This is a genomic window from Bacillus sp. ChL18 (genome assembly GCF_026241425.1).
Taxonomy (GTDB): domain Bacteria; phylum Bacillota; class Bacilli; order Bacillales; family Bacillaceae; genus Bacillus; species Bacillus velezensis.
The window spans coordinates 43,274-60,298 of the sequence record NZ_JAPHWE010000002.1; the positions used below are offsets into that span (position 1 = coordinate 43,274).

A 17,025-nucleotide genomic window follows, 5' to 3' on the forward strand; every position below is an offset into this window, starting at 1 on the left:
GGAACGAAGTGAGGATAAGGAGTTGACATATTCAGCGCCACCAAAACCCTCTTGGCATTGAACAAACAACCGTTTGTTCCTGCCTACCGGCGAGGGAGTCCCCCGATGATTCGGGGGAATAGGGGGATAGATTAACAGCAATCCAACGGGCTTCCGTTGGTGGGTTTGGGTGAAACCCAAGAATTTAAATCGGAGGGATAAGATGTTTAACATTAATCTGTTGAATCAGGCCCGACTAGAGAGTGATTTGGAGTCTCTTGGCTGTTTGGATATTGCTGAGGAATTAATTGAAAAAATGATGGAAGATGTCTTTTACAGTGATGTTGCTCAAAGAGTCATAGTCCAAACTCTTGCGGTTATAGATAACGTGAATGCTAAACTTCAAGCCACATTCAACATACTGGAGGATGAAGATTTTGAGACAGATGAACGGAGCGTCGAATTTGAAGGAATAACCTACTATCACTGAGGGGTGAAAACATGGATTACAGGATTATAAATGAGTCCTCCCTTATAAACACATTAGAAAGGCATCTTAATATACACTTGTTGGATGACGTACTCGAAAGATTAAGGGATGAAATGTCATCGGGATATGATCAAATGATCATTATTCATGTTAGAAAGGATAACGGCGGGGACATGGTTGCGAACTTGTATTTTCACTTTAGAGTCCTTGAAGAAAATGAAACGGAATCAGATGACGGAGGAGTTCTTGTCGAATTTGTAATGTATGACCCTCATGTTATTAGAAAAGATTACGAAGAAACCCATCTTAAAAACGGAGGAAGGATATAACGAGGTGATCAAGTGTCTGCGGTTGATAATCACTTCAAAAGACTGGGCTTTAATGTTGGTATTCCCTCTTTAGTCTTTGTAAGAAGTTTAAGCAGAGACTGCATGTTGGTTGTCGAGGGCGAACGAGTAAAAGGGTTTGCAGAGTATCGTTACACATTCTATAAAACAAGATATTTGCCGGACGGTCGAATGACTAGCTTAAAAGTTTATGTGGAGAATCAAAGCATAAAAAGGGTGTTACATCGTGTAGCATCCTTTTTATTATTTCTTGAAAAAACAAAACAGGTTTAAAGAAAGCGAGGTCTTTCATGAAACAGAGTGTTGAGGTCGTTGAAATTAAAGGTAAGCCAGTGGAAGTGATTGTGACGGAGTTAAACGAACCGAACTATGAAAAAATGGCGAGAGCCATTTTGAAAATGACAAGAAACATGAAAGTTAACCAGGAGGAAAGTGCTTAGAAATATATGAAAGGAGAGTGAATCGAATTGCTCCATAAAGAAAATGGCTCGGATAAAAAAGAAGAGTCCTTTTTTCGGTCTGCCTTTCAAAAACTGAAACGAATTGAAAGACCGGAAAAAGATAAACAGAAAGTTCCTCGTGACAGGTCAAAGCTGATAGCAGTCACATTATGGTCTTGTGTAGGGGGCTTGCTGTTTATATGTCTGCTTGCTGTGCTTCTGTCAATTAATACTCGATCCCAACTTAATGACATGAAAGACGAAGCGAATAAGCCAACAAATGAAGATAAACAAAAAATTTCGGTGACTGCTGCTGAAAACTTTCTGTCAGGGTTCATCAATGAATATGTGAATGTGAAGAACGATCAAGAATCTATTGAAAAACGCATGCAGAGCCTTGAAAGCTACATGGTGAAACAGGAAGATAACCATTTTGAGGATGAAGATCGTTTTAATGTGGATGGCTTAAAAGGTGATCGAGAGTTAAAGGGTTACAGCTTATATAACGTGAAAGAAGGTGATAAAAACAGCCTTTTTCAATATAAGGTCACATATGAAAATCTATATCCTGTAGAAAAGGAAGTTGAAAAAGAAGTTAAAGACGGAAAGAAGAAAAAGAAGGTGAAAGAAAAGGTTAAAACAAACGAAAAATCTGAGAAACAAATGTTGCTGAATATTCCAGTCACAAATAAAGGTGATTCCTTTGCGGTGTCTGCTGTCCCTTACTTTACACAGATTTATGATCTGAAAGGCGATATTGCTTTTAAGGGCAAAGAAGAAACTAGAGACGAATATGCAGGCGAGAAAAAAGAATCTGTCGAATCATTTCTTCAAAATTTCTTTGAGAAATACGCTTCTGAAAAGAAAGAAGAAATGGTTTATATGATGAAAAAGCCAGAAGCATTGGAAGGAAACTTGTTATTTGGGGAAGTGCAGTCAGTGAAAATCTTCGAGACGAAAAAAGGTTTCGAGGTTTTTTGTGCTGTTCAATTTAAGGAAAAAGAAAACAATATTCCGGTAAATGAAAAATTCAGCCTAGAGATTACGGAAAACAGTGGTCAATTCTATGTGAATAAACTTAAACATCAATAGGAGGGAAAATGATATGGATTTCATGAATTTCTTTATACTCGGGGCAGACCTTCCAACATTAAGTGGTGTTAAAAATTGGGGGCAAGATGTTGTTATCCAATTCATTACAATCGTTGTTATGTTCTTAGCCGCAAAACATGTCATGAAGTTGAAAATGGGCGGTATTGTTTTTGTCTGCTGTGTTGGTAGTGCAGTGACATGGGTTATTAAACACTGGTCAGAATTCTCCGGCTGGATCAATGCACTAATGGAAAAATTGTAAGGGGGCATATGAATGGGGCGTCTGGTGTTCAACTACCGGAAGGCAATGAGAGAGCCGAAAAAAATTCAGCAATTAACCGAAAATTATTCGTTACCCTTTGCAGTTGAGTTAATACCGGCTATTAACTATTTCATTTTTGTTGGTCTCTGCTTTGGATTTTGGTACGGCGTGAGGATGATTTTTCCTCACGCTTTTGATAACAGTTTCGTCATCGTGATTTTTGGAATACCAATCTTTTTAACAATGCTTGTTACGAAAATAAAGCCGGAAGGCAAAAACATCTATTTATACTTCATTGATTTTGCAAAGTATTACTTCTTCATCAAGCTTCCACAAAAGAAGTTTTGCAATGACCGAAAGGTTGATTTAAGTAACGAAAAACAAATTGAGTTTCGAAAACTTGTGAAGGTGGTGGATTATTCAAATGAGACTAAAAACGCCTATGAAGGCAATATACAAGAATTTGCTGTTAACAAGAACGGGCGACGTGTGGGCGTACTACCGAATAAAAAGCAATTCGATTCCTATGCAAAATAAAGAAAAAGTTGAATCGTATAAAAAGAAGTGGCAGCATCTTTTTGAAGAAATTACATCTTATGAGGATTTTCACTTGATGATGTATCCAAGTGAGTATGAATTAGAAAAACGATTTAAGGATTTAGAAACAGATATTGCGGCAGATGCAATGGATGTGGCACGTTACTACAATGAAGAAACGGTAAGGCTGTTAGAACAGCGATTAGGAAGGCTGACAAAGTATGACTTCATATTAGGTGTAAAACTGAAAAGCAGTCTTGTAAATATTAGTGTCGAACTTAAAGACAATATATTATCTTTTTTCAATACAGCGACTGATACAGTCGTGAAAATGCTCGGGTGGGAACAAAATGTTTCCACCTCTTTTTTTGAAAAATATGAGGAAGTCGAAGAAACACTAGCGAATATCATGGCTTCTGTTCGCGGAGATCGGCTTTCAGAAACAGAAATGACATACATTAACCGTTATCACTTTGTACGTGGGTTAAAGCACCAAACGAATGAAGAAAGTGAGATAAAGGATGTTCGCTCTATTACAAACACGATCATAGACCCCACTGACCCATCAGTATTGCATTTGCATAGTGATCAAGATGAAGGCTATTCAGCTTTTGTCGTGATTGACGAATTTCTTCACAATATGTCGGAAAGTGATTTGTTTTATGAAGCACAGTCTCTTCCCTTCCCTGTTGAAGTTCAGATGAAAATTCAAACGGAATCAAAGTCCATTACCAAGCCTGCCCTCAACCTCAAAAGACAGCAATTGAAAGAAGAACAAAAAGAACAACAAAGCACAGGTGATCGAAGTGATGTTTCCACTGTCACAAGTGCCACAATGATAAGGCATTTACAAGATGAAATAAAGAAAGAAGATGTGCACGTCATGAACTGGCTCTCTGTGATAGTCGTTCATGGAAAGACAAAAAAAGAATGTGTTGGGAAAGCAACGATTGTCAAAAGGCATTTAAAAGGCGCTGGCATTACTTGTCGGCTTCCGGTGGCTGATCAACTGAACCTTTTTTATAAAATGCTTCCTGGTGAAAAGTTAGACATAACTGATAAGAACTGGATTCAAAAAACAACGCAAGACGGTGTGGCAGAAAGTCTGTTTGCTGTTAACTCTGATATTGGTTCGAAAATCGGGTTCTTTCTCGGTTGGGTTGATCGTTTCCAAGAGCACACCGACTTAGAAAGTGCCATTATGTCCAGCCGTGATTTTGTCTTATTCCACCCTTTCTTAGCGAATCAGCAGTTAAAAGGTTCAAAGACACGTTCTCCTCACTGCTTAATCACAGGAGACACAGGAAACGGCAAGTCATATCTAGCGAAATTGATCTTTAACTATATCAGCATGTTAAACATCAAATCTCTGTATATAGACCCTAAAAAGGAAATGAGAAAGTGGATTCAAAGAGTCTTGAATGATGAGTACATTAGAGAGAACTTTCCCTTATATATTGCACATTTAGAGAAATACAACTATATCACGCTAGATCATGAAAACACGCACAACTGGGGAGCGCTTGACCCTATCTCCTTCCTCCCTCCTATGAAAGCAAAAGAGCTAGTTCAAGTCATTTTTGAACAAGTATATGACTTTAAAGGGAAGGACGACATAAACACAGCTTTCCTTCGTGCTACGTCAGAAGTGATTGATGCGAAACAAAAAGGTGAACAGGTCGGCTCACTTGATATTATTCGGAAGATGCAGAGCCATCCCGAAGAAGCTGTACAAAAAGCTGGTGACTATTTAAATGAGGTCGTGTCAGATTCCATTTTGAAACTTTGTATTCATGATGGTTCAAATCCTGCATTGTCACTAGAAAAGCGAATTACCATTTTAGAAGTTGAAAATATGGATTTGCCGGATCATGCTGAGCGACTCGAAAACTACACGATATCACAATTAAAATCTAGTGCCGTCATGTTTGCACTAGGTAAGTTTTGTGAACTATTCGGCATGAATCAAGATGAACAGACTGTTGAATTTATAGATGAAGCTTGGATATTTACCACGTCACAACAAGGAAAAAAAGTAGAAAGACAAATGCGCCGGATTGGTCGCTCATACAACAATGCGGAATACTTCATTTCCCAATCCACAAAAGACGCTTTAAAAGAAGAGGATTCTGGAAACTTCGGTGTTGCCTTTGCCTTTGATGAGCCGAATGAGCGTGAAGAAGTGTTGAAATGGATGAACATGGAGGTCACAAAAGAAAACAAAAAAATGATGGAATCCATGTTTCAAGGTCAATGCTTATTTAAAGATTACTATGGCCGTACCTCCAAAATTTCAATTGAATGCCTATTCGAAGAATGGCAAGGCGCTTTAAAAACAGTCGAGAAAAAAGCTGTCGCATATGCGGAAGAAAAATATTTGTAAAAGGGGTTGAATCGTACATGGAAATAGCTTTCTTAAACTCTCTTGTTGTCACAAGTCCTGGCTTTTATAAAGCTGAAAAAATCACATTGGACGAAGTGAAACAATGGCTGAATCATTATGACGGGCGATACAAAAGTTTTATCGGGCATAAATCAACGGCACTGTTTCTGCAAAAATTATTAGGCATCAAGATTGAACAAAACCGAAAGACTTTTAGGCATATGAAATATCAAAAAGCAATCTGTTTCTCTCTGTATGAACGATATCCCGAAAACGTGCTGCTAACGCAAAGAGACTTAGAGAAAGCCAAATACCAATTTTATTTATTAACTCGGTTAGATTAGGAGGTGGTTGTGATGAAGAAAAAAAGAATTCTAATTGTGTCGGCTATCGTGTTGCTGTTTTTAACTATCGCTTCAGCTGTAACGGTATTTTCGGCTGACGGAGATACCACCACGCAGCCAAAAATTGAAAAAGCCGGCGGTGTGGAATTGAGTGTGAAAAGATTTCCTATCTCACGTTATCAAGCGAATAATGAAGCATCTGACGATTTAATTAAGGGGGCGTTTGTTGGACTGACAAACGTCACTTTTTCTTTTGCGGGAAACATTGTCCGTGTGGTTGATGCGGGAATGGATATTTTGTATAACTTGCAACCAATTGACGAGTTCGCAAATTCTATTACAAACGTCTCTAAAACAGTTTATAAAACACTGAAAAAGAATTTCGGTGAAGCTTTATTTATTTTCACGTGCGCCTATGTTGTCTACCTATTCTGTGTGAGAGGTAGCGTAAAAGAAGCAATGCGGCGGAGTATTCTATTTATTTGTGTCATGGTGATCGGTGGGCTTTGGATGTCGAACGCTGGTTATTACATGAAAGCGTTGAATGCCTTGTCTGTAGAAGCGCAAGGAAAGCTTTTAACTGCGGGAAATGGATTGGTTGGCATTGTTCAAGATGAAGGCAATTTTGCAGACAGTTCAGCGATTGAAAAAGGAAAAGAAATGGAAGGCACGGTTGCGGTTATGCGTAATCTTTACTTTGACATTGCTTTGATGAAGCCTTTTTTAATTGTGAATTTTGATGAAACAAGCGAAAAGAAAATCAATGAGAAAGATACAGATAAAGGCGGACTTAATCGTATAGATAAACTGCTTTCTTATAAGCTTTCAGAGGATGGAGAAAAAGATAAAAAAGATTATATAAAAGAGACTGAAATTGATGATTATAAAAATGAATCTATGACTTCTGGAAATGTGTTTAATCAGCTGGGAGAGTCTTTTATCGCTGTGGTCGCTTCTATTGTCATTGGGATACCATTTTTAGCATTAGCGTTCTTTAATTTCTTGCTTCAAGTTGTCGCTTTAGTGATAGTTTTCTTTGTGCCATTTGCTTTCATCTTAGCGTATGTTCCTCAATTAGCTTATTCGGGATTTGTTACGCTTGGACGCTTGGGGAGTGTTTACCTACTAAAAGCAATGTTAGGGATTATCGTTCTTTTTGTGTACGTGACTTGTTTTATCGTTGACAAGTTAATACCGCCAAATGGTTTTGGAATGTATCTTTTAAATGTTGCTGTCCTTGCTTCAATCTTGTGGATTGGTTTTCACAAGAGGGATGCCATTATCAAGTTTGTGACTGCTGGAAAAGTTGTTTCAGTTGATAATAATATGATGGAAAACATGAGACAAAACATTGTTCAGCCTGCTTGGGAACAAGCAAAGAAAATAGGTAGAGAATGGGGTAACGGAGGCGGCGTATTTACTGACTTTACAAAGCATTTTGGGGGAAGAAAAGACGGTTCGAATGCTGATGGCGTAAATGGTGCTCCAAGTGGTGGTGGTAATTCACCGAGTGGGGCTACTATGGGATATGATAATACTCATGCTATTTCAAGAACACCGCAAAAAGAGACTGCTAACGGAATAGCTAGCCATAACAACCGTAACTTGAAGCGAAATCCTCAAACTCTATTGAAAGAACAACAAAAACAAAAAGAAGCCTTTGCAAATGCAAAAGAAAATAAACAGCAATCCCATTTAGACAGATTGAGAAAAGACGGAATAAACTCTCCTATGCTGAAAGATGTTTTGAATGAAGGAAATGAGGATTTATCCAAACGAGCACCTATCTTGCAGGATAAAAAGGATGAATCAGCACGAACAGATCAAAAAGAATATGTGGAACAGCTTCATAAACAGACCAATATCCAGCAACAAACTGACGATGCATCATTACAACATGAAGAAGAATCTACTTCTAATCGTGCGTCTGTCTTACAAGAGAATGAAAAAGATACAGAACGTACTGATCAGAAAGCGTATGTTTATGAAGGACAAAATCAGAATCCTGAAACAGATCAGCAACAAGATTTTGAAGTCCAGAAAGATGATTCTGTTTCAAAGAGTGAGCCTGTAGCACAAGAGAAAACAGCAGACATCAAACGATCTGACCAAAAAGTCATGACGAATCAACCTGAACCACAGCTCAGTTTTGAAAGTCCTCAATCTACAAAAGTAGAAAATCAACCTATTGCCAATAATGAACGAATAATCAGACCATCTGAACCCGCAAAAGTTCATTCAGATGGTATTCGTGCTGAGAAAAAACAGACGGATGCACCTGCTGGAGAGAAACAGCCTTCATCACAAACCATTAAGCGAACTGAACAAAACGTTAATACATTTGAACAAGTCTCGTTAAATGAAATTGCAAGACGCTCTACATCAAAAGTAGAAGATCGACTGAGAAGGGATGAAAGAACAAGATGATAAGTAAAAAGGTAGTTCTTCCTTTGGTGTTCTCGGCTCCTTTTATCTTCTTTTTTGTTTTATGTATCGCAGTGATTATGACGATTTCAAGAGAAAATTCAGTCGGGGATGATTTTATAGGCGGTGGGGATGGCGAATATGAAACGGTTGGCATTGCACCGGAGGTCGAACGATTTAGGGCTGTATTTGAGAAGTACGCCCGTCAGGAAGGCGTTTTCGATCAAGTGAATATTATTATGGCGCTCACCATGCAAGAAAGTGGTGGGCGTTCTTTAGATATAATGCAAAGCTCCGAAAGTATCGGCTTACCTCCCAACTCCATAACTGACCCAGAACGTTCGATTGAAGTCGGTATTAAACATTTTAAGAAGGTTTTTAAACAGGCTGGCGGTGATGTTCGTTTAACCTTACAGGCATACAACTTTGGTTCTGGATTTATAGACTATGTGAAAAAGAATGGTGGGAAATACACAAAGAAATTGGCACTTGATTTCAGCCGATTGCAAGCTTTTAAAATGGGCTGGAAAAGCTACGGTGACCCAAGTTATGTTGACCATGTCATGAGGTATGTGAAAGGCTCTGATAAAAATGTGAAGCCTGTGAATGGCTCTATGGATTTCTATGAAACGGTCATGAAAGAAGCTTTGAAATATGAAGGGCAACCGTATGCCTGGGGAGGTTCAAATCCGAAAACTGGATTTGATTGTTCTGGCCTTGTTCAGTGGTCTTTTGCGAAAGCTGGAATCACTCTTCCTAGAACAGCACAAGAACAACATGGGGCAACCAAGAAAATAAGTGAAAAAGAAGCGACTGCGGGTGACTTAGTGTTCTTTGGCGGCACATACGAAGGAAAAGCCATTACTCACGTCGGCATTTATGTAGGCAATGGCAGAATGTTTAATTCAAATGACAGTGGAATCGAATATTCTGATTTGAAATCAGGTTACTGGAGAGATCACCTTGTATCTTTTGGACGCATTAAATAACTAGGAGTGAGAATATGAAAACACATATTGCATGGGCTTCAGCTTGTTTATTATTAGTCATGTTAACTGGATTTTTCACGAATGGACAGCTAACGTATAAGATTGAAAAGTTAAAAGATAAAAATGAAGTTTTGAGCGAAAAAATTAAGGAATTGAACCATATAGAATCAACAAGTAGCGCTTCGGAAAATAAGGCATTTTTTGAAGCGTTTTTTAATTACTCCGACATAGATAAACGATATGAAACAGTTAAGAAGCACACAACTGGAAAAGGGTTTGATTATGCATTCCCTTCTCGCTCTGATCAAAAGCACACAGTCAGCGTGCAAAGTGAATTACTATCACTAGAGAGTTATTCAAAGCCGTTAGATGAGTCTCATGAATTGTTTTTAAACATTGTTGAAGTCGCCACAACTGCAAATTCAGTCACTACGAATCAAGTGTTAATTGTACAAACGACTATGAAAAAAGAAAAGGATGGTTGGTTAGTCGATAATGTGCAGGTTAAGGGAAATGGATAAAAAGTGGAAAAGATCAATTTGTTTGTTTATACTAAATATTGAAAAAGGAGGTAATGTTTATTTTGAAAAACCTTTTTATTTTCCTTAGTTTGATGATGATGTTTGTTTTAACTGCATGTGGTGGAAGCAAGTATGATGATGCGATTGATGATGTAATTAGCCAATATAAAGAGCATAAAGGAAATGACACAGAGATAAATATTAAAAGAGAGAATGCGATTGTTAGAGTCTATGAAGGGGGCAAATATATTCAGTTTGCATTTTATATGCCGGATAACTCTTCACGTGAATTAACAACATTTAAGTATTATGAAAAAATAGGAGATAAATATGAAAAGATGACTGATATGCCGGGGAATGGAGAAAATGATCGACTTGGCTTATCAAGGAAAACACCAGATTATGAAGAAGCAAAAGGTGAAGAGACAAAGTTAGAGGAGTAAACCGTGTGTTTACTCCTCTTTTTTTAGTTTGATTAACATTTTGCATCAGAAAGCCCGCACGCAATACCTTTTTTATTTTCGCATTTGCATAGATGTCAGATGACTATAACATTATTTCAGTCACTGCTGTTCCTTAACCGTTATAACGAGTACGGATAAGTAAATGATTATCCTTTTTTCCATAGTTTAGTACAATAGAGGTATTCCAAATAAATGAGGAGGTAATCAAGTGGTTAGTAAATTAGAGATTGATTCTTTAGTTGAGCGTTTAAAAAGCGATGCTTCAGATCATAAAGGTGAAGATGCACATAGTTGGGGTCTTTATGATTACTTAGAACAAATATTAGAGGATGATGTTTTAATTCATCCTGCTGCAATCGGTTCAGCGAAACAAGCAGTGGATAAAGGTCTTAATTCATTAAGCGATGCTCAGTTAAAAGCATTAGCACTTGATATGTTAGAAAATAATCTATATATGGAAGAGTGTCCTAATGAGTGGTGTGGTGAAAAAATAGCATGGGGCGATATGAGTATTGCATTATGGGAAGGACAATGTTATCACTGTGTAAATCAGCAAGAAAAAGTAGAAAATGAATAGTAAATCAGCAAGCCCTTAATTAAGGGCTTGACTTATTCAGCCCAATCAATTTTGATTTCACGATGTTCTTTATTATTTCCTATAGGGTGGTACCATATTATCTTTTTGATAAAAGACATCAATTCATTATTAAGCTGCGACTCATCTAATTCTGACCAATTATTGAGAAAGTGATCTAAGTATTCGATGAATGATTCTTTGTATTTTATCTTATCTTCTTTTGATGTTTCCTTTAATTTGGTTAATTCTTTTTGAAGATTATCCAATTCAATTGATCGGATAGTTTTTCTCTCTTTAAAGTCACTGAGACTTATTAAGTCTTCTTCTAATTGAAGTTGGAGCATTTGTAATGCTTTTTCGACTTTTTTAATTTGTTGTTTAATGCTTTGTATCTCAATTTCAGTTGTATCAATGGCTTCGTTTTCGTCTTTTAGTTTTTCAAGCTCTAACTGTATCTGATCCTTTTTCATTCTTATATTATTTATAATTAATTCCATCATTATATTATATTGTATTCCACCATTAATGCATTTTTCGCCAAGTGGGTTTCTTTTTCTACATGATTGAATTACTCTCATGTTATTTCTATCTTTACGTATAGTAACTGAGTGAGTTCTTCCACATAAACCGCATACAATTAAAGAGGATAATCCGTGTTTTCTCATTTTGGCTCTAGGGTTAAGTAACTTTCGTTTATCTAAAGCTTTGTTTGCTTTGTCCCACGTATCTTCATCTATAATGCAGGGTTTAACAGCATCTTTAACAACAATCCACTGATCTTGTGGTCTTATTTTTCCGTTTGTTTTATTTCTTCCTTTCAACCGATTAGCAACAATCCATCCTTTATATATCTCCGATCGAATCATTCTGACAATGCTTTGGCCGTGAAAAAACTTCCCATTGTTTGTTCTGTATCCCAATTTATTTAGTTTTACTGCTATATTATCAGCACCTATGCCATCAATAGTCATTTGAAATGCGAGCTTTACAGCTTTTGCTTTCTCTTCATCAATTTCCAATTTTCTTTCTAAACGGTTATAAATATATCCGTAGTTGGGTGTGCCATTTGACCAGCGACCCATTTTTGCACTGTCTTTTTTTCCTTTTCTTAGTTGGGCTTTTATATTCTCGTACTCCCAATTGTTAACGAACCCAGTAAATTTTAATGCTTGCCAGTCCTCTTGTACTTCAAGGTCATATACTCTTTCACTATCAGTGACAAAGAGTATGTCATCTTGGCGTAAAAGGTTCATGAATTTAGGTGTCTCTGCATCATCCCTTGTAACCCGTGCTAAGTTAACTGACAAAACAGCATCAAATATGCCATCAGTGAGTTTGTTAATCATCCTTTGGTATTCAGGTCGCATTTCATCCATTGAACTCCCAACTTCTTGGAATATTTCATACTGCCAATTGTTTTTATGAGCAATATCAAGAAGTCTTTTTCGATGTTTTGCCAATGTTTCTTCTGTTTCTTCGCCCTCTTTATTTCGTGACTTTCTTAGATAAATGGCTACTCGCTTGATTTTGTTTTTTAACTCCAACAGCTCATCACCCTTTATGATTTTCTGAATGTAATATAATTCTATATTATCATAATTATAGGTGTGTAGCTATACGAACTTGGCACCAATGACACGTCGAATAGCCGATGCTGACAAGAACCGGCTTGTTTTCGCGTTTCGCTTTTTCGAAGGCTTCTTCTCCCCAAGGGTGCCAGTTTACGGGGTTGTGGGCGTGTTGGAGTAGATAGGGGGACTTCTCCGTGATTAAACTGTTGGGTTTACTATTGTTTGGCATTGGATCACCTGCTTTCTATTCATATTTGTACGTTTAACATACCACAATCCTCTAAAAAAATTCAGACACTCAACTTTGTGAACCAAACCCAAGTCATTAAAAAGGAGAACTGCTTATGACTCTATTTTCAGGGTTAAACTTCATCTATCTTATTGCTTTTTAGATAAGAAGTAAGGATTTAAAATCTTTATCATTTTATTTACTGTTAGATAAGTGAAACACACCCCGGCGACTGTGACCATCCCGCCTGTCAGTGCAATAAACGTAGGTACCTCACCTAACCACACCCAAGAAATGACCAAGGTTATAGCGGGAGTTAGGTAAAGTGAAATGGCTGCTTCTGAAGCACCGACGAGTGAAGTGACGTATGCAAGTGCAAAGTAAGGCACAACCGTTGGTAATAAGCCTAAGTAAACGATAGACAATGTTGAGTTCATTGAAGCGTTCAAAAACTCTTCCCCTAAGCCAGGCAGAAATACAAGCATAGGTACTGTCCCGCCCCAAATAGTGAATGTAACGAATGGAATAAATCCATATTTTTTTATATAGCGGGCTTGAAAAACGAAATAAATACTCTCCGAAAAAGCTGCCAGCAGGATTAACAAAATGCCGTTCACTGAATTTGTATAGTTTCCTGCCCCAAATGAAATGATCGACACACCCAATAAACTTATGATAGAGCCAATCCATTTATAAAGCCCAAAATGTTCACCAAAAAAAAGACGAGATAACATTGCAGAAAAAATAGGTGTCATGGTCACGAGTAAGCTTGCTACCCCTGCGCTGACTGTTTTTTCTCCGATATTCAGCAAAATGTGATATAGTGCAAAACCTAAAAATCCTAAAGATAAAATAGCAGGGATATCCTTCATGTCAGGTAAACGCATATGAGTCAAAACAGCAAAAACCAGCAGTGCCATTGACCCAATCAACAAGCGAAACAAAGCGAGGTGTTCCGGCGTGTAACTCTCCAAACCCGCGCGAATTCCCGGGAAAGCTGATGCCCACAATCCAATCATCAGACTGTAAGATATGCCGATTCGAACTGTTTTCTTTCGCATCTTTCTCACTCCTCTTTACAAAAACCAACCAGTTATTTAATGTGTTTCTATATTAATAAAGATTTGATGATATGACTTCAACCAGTTAAATAGATTTTGACCCAACAACTTTAAGGAGGATACTTTTTATGAGCGCTCCAGAAGAAAAAAAGATGAGAAAGCTTCCTAAGTACATACAAATCATTCAATTTATAAAAGAGAAAATAGGAAATGGAGAATGGCCGATTGGAAGTAAGATTCCAAGCCAGCGCACGCTTGCCAAACACTTTGAGGTGAACAGGAGCACAGTCATTACAGCTTTAGAGGAACTGATGGCGGATGGATTAATCGAAGGCAGAATGGGCAAAGGGACAGTTGTTACGAACAATACATGGACACTTTTGGCTAAGAATTCCGCCCCTGATTGGGATCAGTATGTAACCTCCGGAATCCAGCAGCCAAGCCAAAAAATCGTTCAAGAGATCAATAAATCAGAATCAAATTCCGATCTTATACAGCTCAGTAAAGGAGAACTTTCACATGAGATTTTTCCTTTAGCTGCTATGAAAGAGATGATGGGAAAGGTATCTCAAAACATAGAGGCATTCGGGTATGAGGAACCAAAAGGATATTTGCCTTTGAGAGAGGCATTAAGCGGCTATTTAAGAACAATCGGTATTCAAGCTTCATCTTCTTCCATTCTTATTGTTTCGGGCGCACTGCAAGCCTTGCAGCTGATATCAATGGGGCTTTTGCAAAGGGGATCGACCGTTTATCTTGACCAGCCGTCCTATCTTTATTCATTACACGTATTTCAATCAGCCGGTATGAAGCTGACTGGAGTTCCTATGGATAATGATGGACTTTTGCCGGAACATATCCACATGGCAAGGGGGGAACGGGAGAGAGCTATCTTATATACAAATCCTTGTTTTCATAACCCGACAGGTATTTTAATGTCAAAAAAGAGACGAGAAGAAATCCTTGCGGCAAGTGAGAATGCACAGCTTCCCATTATTGAAGATGATATTTATCGTGAGTTATGGATAGATGAAATTCCTCCAGATCCTATTAAAACAATAGATAAAAATGGGCATGTGCTTTACATAGGCAGTTTATCGAAAACATTAAGTCCGGGTTTGAGGATTGGATGGATCGTCGGGCCGGAACCAGTGATTGAACGTTTATCCGACATAAAAATGCAAACAGATTACGGCTCCAGTTCGTTATCCCAGAGAGTAGCGGCAGAGTGGTTTACATCCGGTGAATACCAGCAGCATCTAGAACAGGTGAGAAGTCAATTAAAGGTGAGAAGACAATTGGTCATGAGTCTCTTAGAAACCAATTTGAAGAATGTCGCTACATGGAATATGCCGAAGGGAGGATTCTTTGTCTGGGTAAAAATATTGCCTTCACTATCTATGAAATTACTTTATACAAAAGCTTTGACAAAAGGGATACTTCTCAATCTCGGCAGTATCTATGCTCAAGAAAAAGGGAACTATATTCGCTTATCATATGCTTATGCATCTCTTGAAGACCTTCAAAAGGGAATTTATGAATTGGGTTTGATGATTAAGGAATTGGCAAGCAGATAAATATATAATGATTACTATCTTAATAAAATGATTCAAATTTAAAAGCAGCCGGAACGCGGTATAAAACTTAGCGGCATCACTTAGTAATTTACATATAAAGTAATTCAGTTCGTTTAAATCCTGACTTAAGTGCTTGTAAATAAGGCATCTTTATTCTCCAAAAAGAAGAAAATATGTCGATTTTAAGTCGAATATAATCCTCTTATGTAAAAATATAGAATTTAATAATCGTTTTTGGTATTATATGGTTTGTAAATTCTAAACATACAATCGGGAGGAATTTTCATGTGCAACGAACATTTTGATGTGGCTATTATAGGTGCAGGACCGGCTGGTTTGTTTTTGGCGAAAGAAATTCTGGAGAATTCAAATCAAAAAGTTGTTTTGATTGATAGCGGACCTTCTATCAAAAAAAGACATTGTCCTCTCATTCAAAAAGGTAACTGCACGAAATGTCCTACGTGTCATGTAGTAGAGGGAGTCGGGGGAGCGGGAATGTATTCAGACGGTAAATTATCTTCTTATCCTGCTGGAAGCGGCCTGGTTGAGCTATTAGGCAGTGAAGAGAAAGTAATTGAAATCAACAATTATGTATTAGAATCTTTTCTGTCAGGGATGAGTGCACAAAACATCAAAGAGACAAAGGCCGATAAAATCCAAAGCTCTGGAATGCAAAAAAATGCTGCAACTCAAAATTTAAATTGGAAAGGCTATGATGTCTATCATATTGGAACAGAAGGTATTATCGAATATTGTATTCAACTGGAAGAGCAGCTGCTGACCATGGGTCTACATCTTTTAACAAACCACAAGATGGTTAATATTGAGAAATTCCATAATATATTTACTTTAACTTTAGAAAATAAGAGAAAAGGGACATTTCATATCTCTTCAGACAAGGTAATTATGGCTACCGGGAAGGACTCAGGGACCTTTTTAAGGAATGTGATGAATAAGCTTGGTGTTAATTACGGATTTAATGAAATTGAGCTGGGTATAAGAGTGGAGACAAAGAGGGAAGGTATTATCGCATTATCAGAAACGCACCTGGATGCTAAAATTAAACAAAAAATAAGTGAAGATGTAGAAGCAAGAACCTTTTGTATGTGTAATGGAGGATTTTTGGTAAACTGTTATTATGATACTTATCTTCCAAACGAGAAGATTGCGACCATTAGCGGCTTTTCATATAGAGACAAAAAATCTCCAAACGCAAATTTTGGTGTATTGATTCGAAGAAAATTTCCTGATCATATTGATCCTATCGCTATGCAGCTGGGTATCATACAAGCAGTTAATCAAGCCTCCGGTCATGGGGGAACGATTGTCCAGCGTTATGAAGATTTCGTTGCCAGAATACCAACAATTGAAGAAAAATTGAAGCAGAATAGCATTAAATCTACTCTGCCGGATGCAACGCCAACAAATCTGCATTGGGTTCTTCCTCAATATGTAACAGAAGCAGTGGAGGAATTTTTAAATCATTTGTCTTTATTATCTGAAGACCTAATTAATGGTGATACCTTACTGCACGCTCCGGTATGGGAACTATGCTGGGATCGTGTTCAAGCAGAAGAGGGTCTTCGTACCAATGTACCTGGATTCTATGTTGCCGGAGATGCCATTGGATGGGCACGCGGAATTATTCAAGCAGCGACTACTGGAATCGTTATTGCAAGAGATATTCTTAATGGTAAAAAACCTTGCGATAAGGAGCTGACATCTACTGTCTAAAAGG

Annotated in this window: 18 protein-coding genes and 1 pseudogene; 16 read left to right on the forward strand and 3 right to left on the reverse strand. The window is 37.7% G+C overall.

Annotated features, from left to right (window positions below; translation table 11 throughout):
• Nucleotides 1-202 precede the first annotated feature (202 nt).
• The 14 genes from OQ477_RS11195 to OQ477_RS11260 all read left to right on the forward strand — a co-directional run bounded on the left by OQ477_RS11195 (nt 203) and on the right by OQ477_RS11260 (nt 10,849).
• Complete coding sequence (locus tag OQ477_RS11195; RefSeq protein WP_080624164.1) at nt 203-469, forward strand: hypothetical protein; 267 nt, start codon at nt 203-205, stop codon at nt 467-469.
• Between the two features lie 11 nt (nt 470-480).
• On the forward strand, nt 481-798 hold the full coding sequence (locus OQ477_RS11200) for a hypothetical protein (protein ID WP_265972490.1): 318 nt from the start codon (nt 481-483) through the stop codon (nt 796-798).
• 12 nt (nt 799-810) lie between these two features.
• Nucleotides 811-1,089, forward strand: coding sequence for a hypothetical protein (locus OQ477_RS11205; protein WP_080624166.1), 279 nt, complete (start codon nt 811-813; stop codon nt 1,087-1,089).
• Between the two features lie 17 nt (nt 1,090-1,106).
• Nucleotides 1,107-1,256 (forward strand): hypothetical protein, encoded by a 150-nt coding sequence (locus OQ477_RS11210; protein WP_003328171.1) that lies wholly within the window; start codon nt 1,107-1,109, stop codon nt 1,254-1,256.
• Between the two features lie 27 nt (nt 1,257-1,283).
• Nucleotides 1,284-2,348, forward strand: a complete 1,065-nt coding sequence (locus OQ477_RS11215) for a conjugal transfer protein (RefSeq protein ID WP_265972502.1) — start codon at nt 1,284-1,286, stop codon at nt 2,346-2,348.
• A 13-nt stretch (nt 2,349-2,361) separates the two neighbouring features.
• The gene (locus OQ477_RS11220; RefSeq protein ID WP_080624168.1) at nt 2,362-2,610 is read left to right on the forward strand and encodes a hypothetical protein; all 249 of its coding nucleotides are present in this window, start codon (nt 2,362-2,364) and stop codon (nt 2,608-2,610) included.
• Between the two features lie 12 nt (nt 2,611-2,622).
• Nucleotides 2,623-3,147 carry a conjugal transfer protein gene (locus tag OQ477_RS11225; protein WP_213384640.1) on the forward strand — a complete coding sequence of 175 codons (525 nt, stop codon included), beginning with the start codon at nt 2,623-2,625 and terminating at the stop codon, nt 3,145-3,147.
• The gene (conE, locus tag OQ477_RS11230) at nt 3,035-5,530 is read left to right on the forward strand and encodes a VirB4-like ATPase ConE (protein ID WP_265972504.1); all 2,496 of its coding nucleotides are present in this window, start codon (nt 3,035-3,037) and stop codon (nt 5,528-5,530) included. Before OQ477_RS11225 ends, conE begins: the two co-directional genes overlap by 113 nt.
• Before the next feature lie 17 nt (nt 5,531-5,547).
• On the forward strand, nt 5,548-5,874 hold the full coding sequence (locus OQ477_RS11235; protein ID WP_031600315.1) for a YddF family protein: 327 nt from the start codon (nt 5,548-5,550) through the stop codon (nt 5,872-5,874).
• Nucleotides 5,875-5,877: 3 nt separating this feature from the next.
• Nucleotides 5,878-8,301, forward strand: coding sequence for a CD3337/EF1877 family mobilome membrane protein (locus tag OQ477_RS11240; RefSeq protein ID WP_265972505.1), 2,424 nt, complete (start codon nt 5,878-5,880; stop codon nt 8,299-8,301).
• Nucleotides 8,298-9,287 (forward strand): bifunctional lytic transglycosylase/C40 family peptidase, encoded by a 990-nt coding sequence (locus OQ477_RS11245; protein ID WP_144482757.1) that lies wholly within the window; start codon nt 8,298-8,300, stop codon nt 9,285-9,287. The genes OQ477_RS11240 and OQ477_RS11245 overlap by 4 nt, the downstream gene beginning before the upstream one ends.
• A gap of 14 nt (nt 9,288-9,301) precedes the next feature.
• The gene (locus tag OQ477_RS11250; protein ID WP_160216259.1) at nt 9,302-9,808 is read left to right on the forward strand and encodes a hypothetical protein; all 507 of its coding nucleotides are present in this window, start codon (nt 9,302-9,304) and stop codon (nt 9,806-9,808) included.
• A gap of 62 nt (nt 9,809-9,870) precedes the next feature.
• On the forward strand, nt 9,871-10,251 hold the full coding sequence (locus tag OQ477_RS11255; protein ID WP_160216296.1) for a DUF4467 domain-containing protein: 381 nt from the start codon (nt 9,871-9,873) through the stop codon (nt 10,249-10,251).
• 229 nt (nt 10,252-10,480) lie between these two features.
• Nucleotides 10,481-10,849 (forward strand): hypothetical protein, encoded by a 369-nt coding sequence (locus OQ477_RS11260; protein WP_144486887.1) that lies wholly within the window; start codon nt 10,481-10,483, stop codon nt 10,847-10,849.
• Nucleotides 10,850-10,881: 32 nt separating this feature from the next.
• Here OQ477_RS11260 and OQ477_RS11265 read toward each other — a convergent pair whose 3' ends face one another.
• The 3 genes and pseudogenes from OQ477_RS11265 to OQ477_RS11275 form a co-directional block, all read right to left on the reverse strand.
• Nucleotides 10,882-12,393, reverse strand: a complete 1,512-nt coding sequence (locus OQ477_RS11265) for a recombinase family protein (protein WP_265972508.1) — start codon at nt 12,391-12,393, stop codon at nt 10,882-10,884.
• Nucleotides 12,394-12,469: 76 nt separating this feature from the next.
• A pseudogene (locus OQ477_RS11270) lies at nt 12,470-12,649 on the reverse strand (DUF255 domain-containing protein); the annotation flags it as partial.
• A gap of 149 nt (nt 12,650-12,798) precedes the next feature.
• Complete coding sequence (locus OQ477_RS11275) at nt 12,799-13,710, reverse strand: DMT family transporter (RefSeq protein WP_140957738.1); 912 nt, start codon at nt 13,708-13,710, stop codon at nt 12,799-12,801.
• 128 nt (nt 13,711-13,838) lie between these two features.
• Between OQ477_RS11275 and OQ477_RS11280 the strand changes: the two genes are divergently transcribed.
• Both OQ477_RS11280 and OQ477_RS11285 read left to right on the forward strand, forming a co-directional pair.
• Entirely contained in the window at nt 13,839-15,287 is a 1,449-nt protein-coding gene (locus OQ477_RS11280) for a PLP-dependent aminotransferase family protein (protein ID WP_265972510.1), read from the forward strand.
• A gap of 285 nt (nt 15,288-15,572) precedes the next feature.
• Nucleotides 15,573-17,021, forward strand: coding sequence for an NAD(P)/FAD-dependent oxidoreductase (locus tag OQ477_RS11285; protein WP_265972511.1), 1,449 nt, complete (start codon nt 15,573-15,575; stop codon nt 17,019-17,021).
• Nucleotides 17,022-17,025 lie beyond the last annotated feature (4 nt).

Coding starts and splice junctions, on each gene's coding strand:
- OQ477_RS11195 (WP_080624164.1), top strand. CDS start 203: ATGTTTAACATTAATCTGTTGAATCAGGCCCGACTAGAGAGTGATTTG.
- OQ477_RS11200 (WP_265972490.1), top strand. CDS start 481: ATGGATTACAGGATTATAAATGAGTCCTCCCTTATAAACACATTAGAA.
- OQ477_RS11210 (WP_003328171.1), top strand. CDS start 1,107: ATGAAACAGAGTGTTGAGGTCGTTGAAATTAAAGGTAAGCCAGTGGAA.
- OQ477_RS11220 (WP_080624168.1), top strand. CDS start 2,362: ATGGATTTCATGAATTTCTTTATACTCGGGGCAGACCTTCCAACATTA.
- OQ477_RS11225 (WP_213384640.1), top strand. CDS start 2,623: ATGGGGCGTCTGGTGTTCAACTACCGGAAGGCAATGAGAGAGCCGAAA.
- conE (WP_265972504.1), top strand. CDS start 3,035: ATGAGACTAAAAACGCCTATGAAGGCAATATACAAGAATTTGCTGTTA.
- OQ477_RS11235 (WP_031600315.1), top strand. CDS start 5,548: ATGGAAATAGCTTTCTTAAACTCTCTTGTTGTCACAAGTCCTGGCTTT.
- OQ477_RS11245 (WP_144482757.1), top strand. CDS start 8,298: ATGATAAGTAAAAAGGTAGTTCTTCCTTTGGTGTTCTCGGCTCCTTTT.
- OQ477_RS11250 (WP_160216259.1), top strand. CDS start 9,302: ATGAAAACACATATTGCATGGGCTTCAGCTTGTTTATTATTAGTCATG.
- OQ477_RS11275 (WP_140957738.1), bottom strand. CDS start 13,710: ATGCGAAAGAAAACAGTTCGAATCGGCATATCTTACAGTCTGATGATT.
- OQ477_RS11280 (WP_265972510.1), top strand. CDS start 13,839: ATGAGCGCTCCAGAAGAAAAAAAGATGAGAAAGCTTCCTAAGTACATA.
- OQ477_RS11285 (WP_265972511.1), top strand. CDS start 15,573: ATGTGCAACGAACATTTTGATGTGGCTATTATAGGTGCAGGACCGGCT.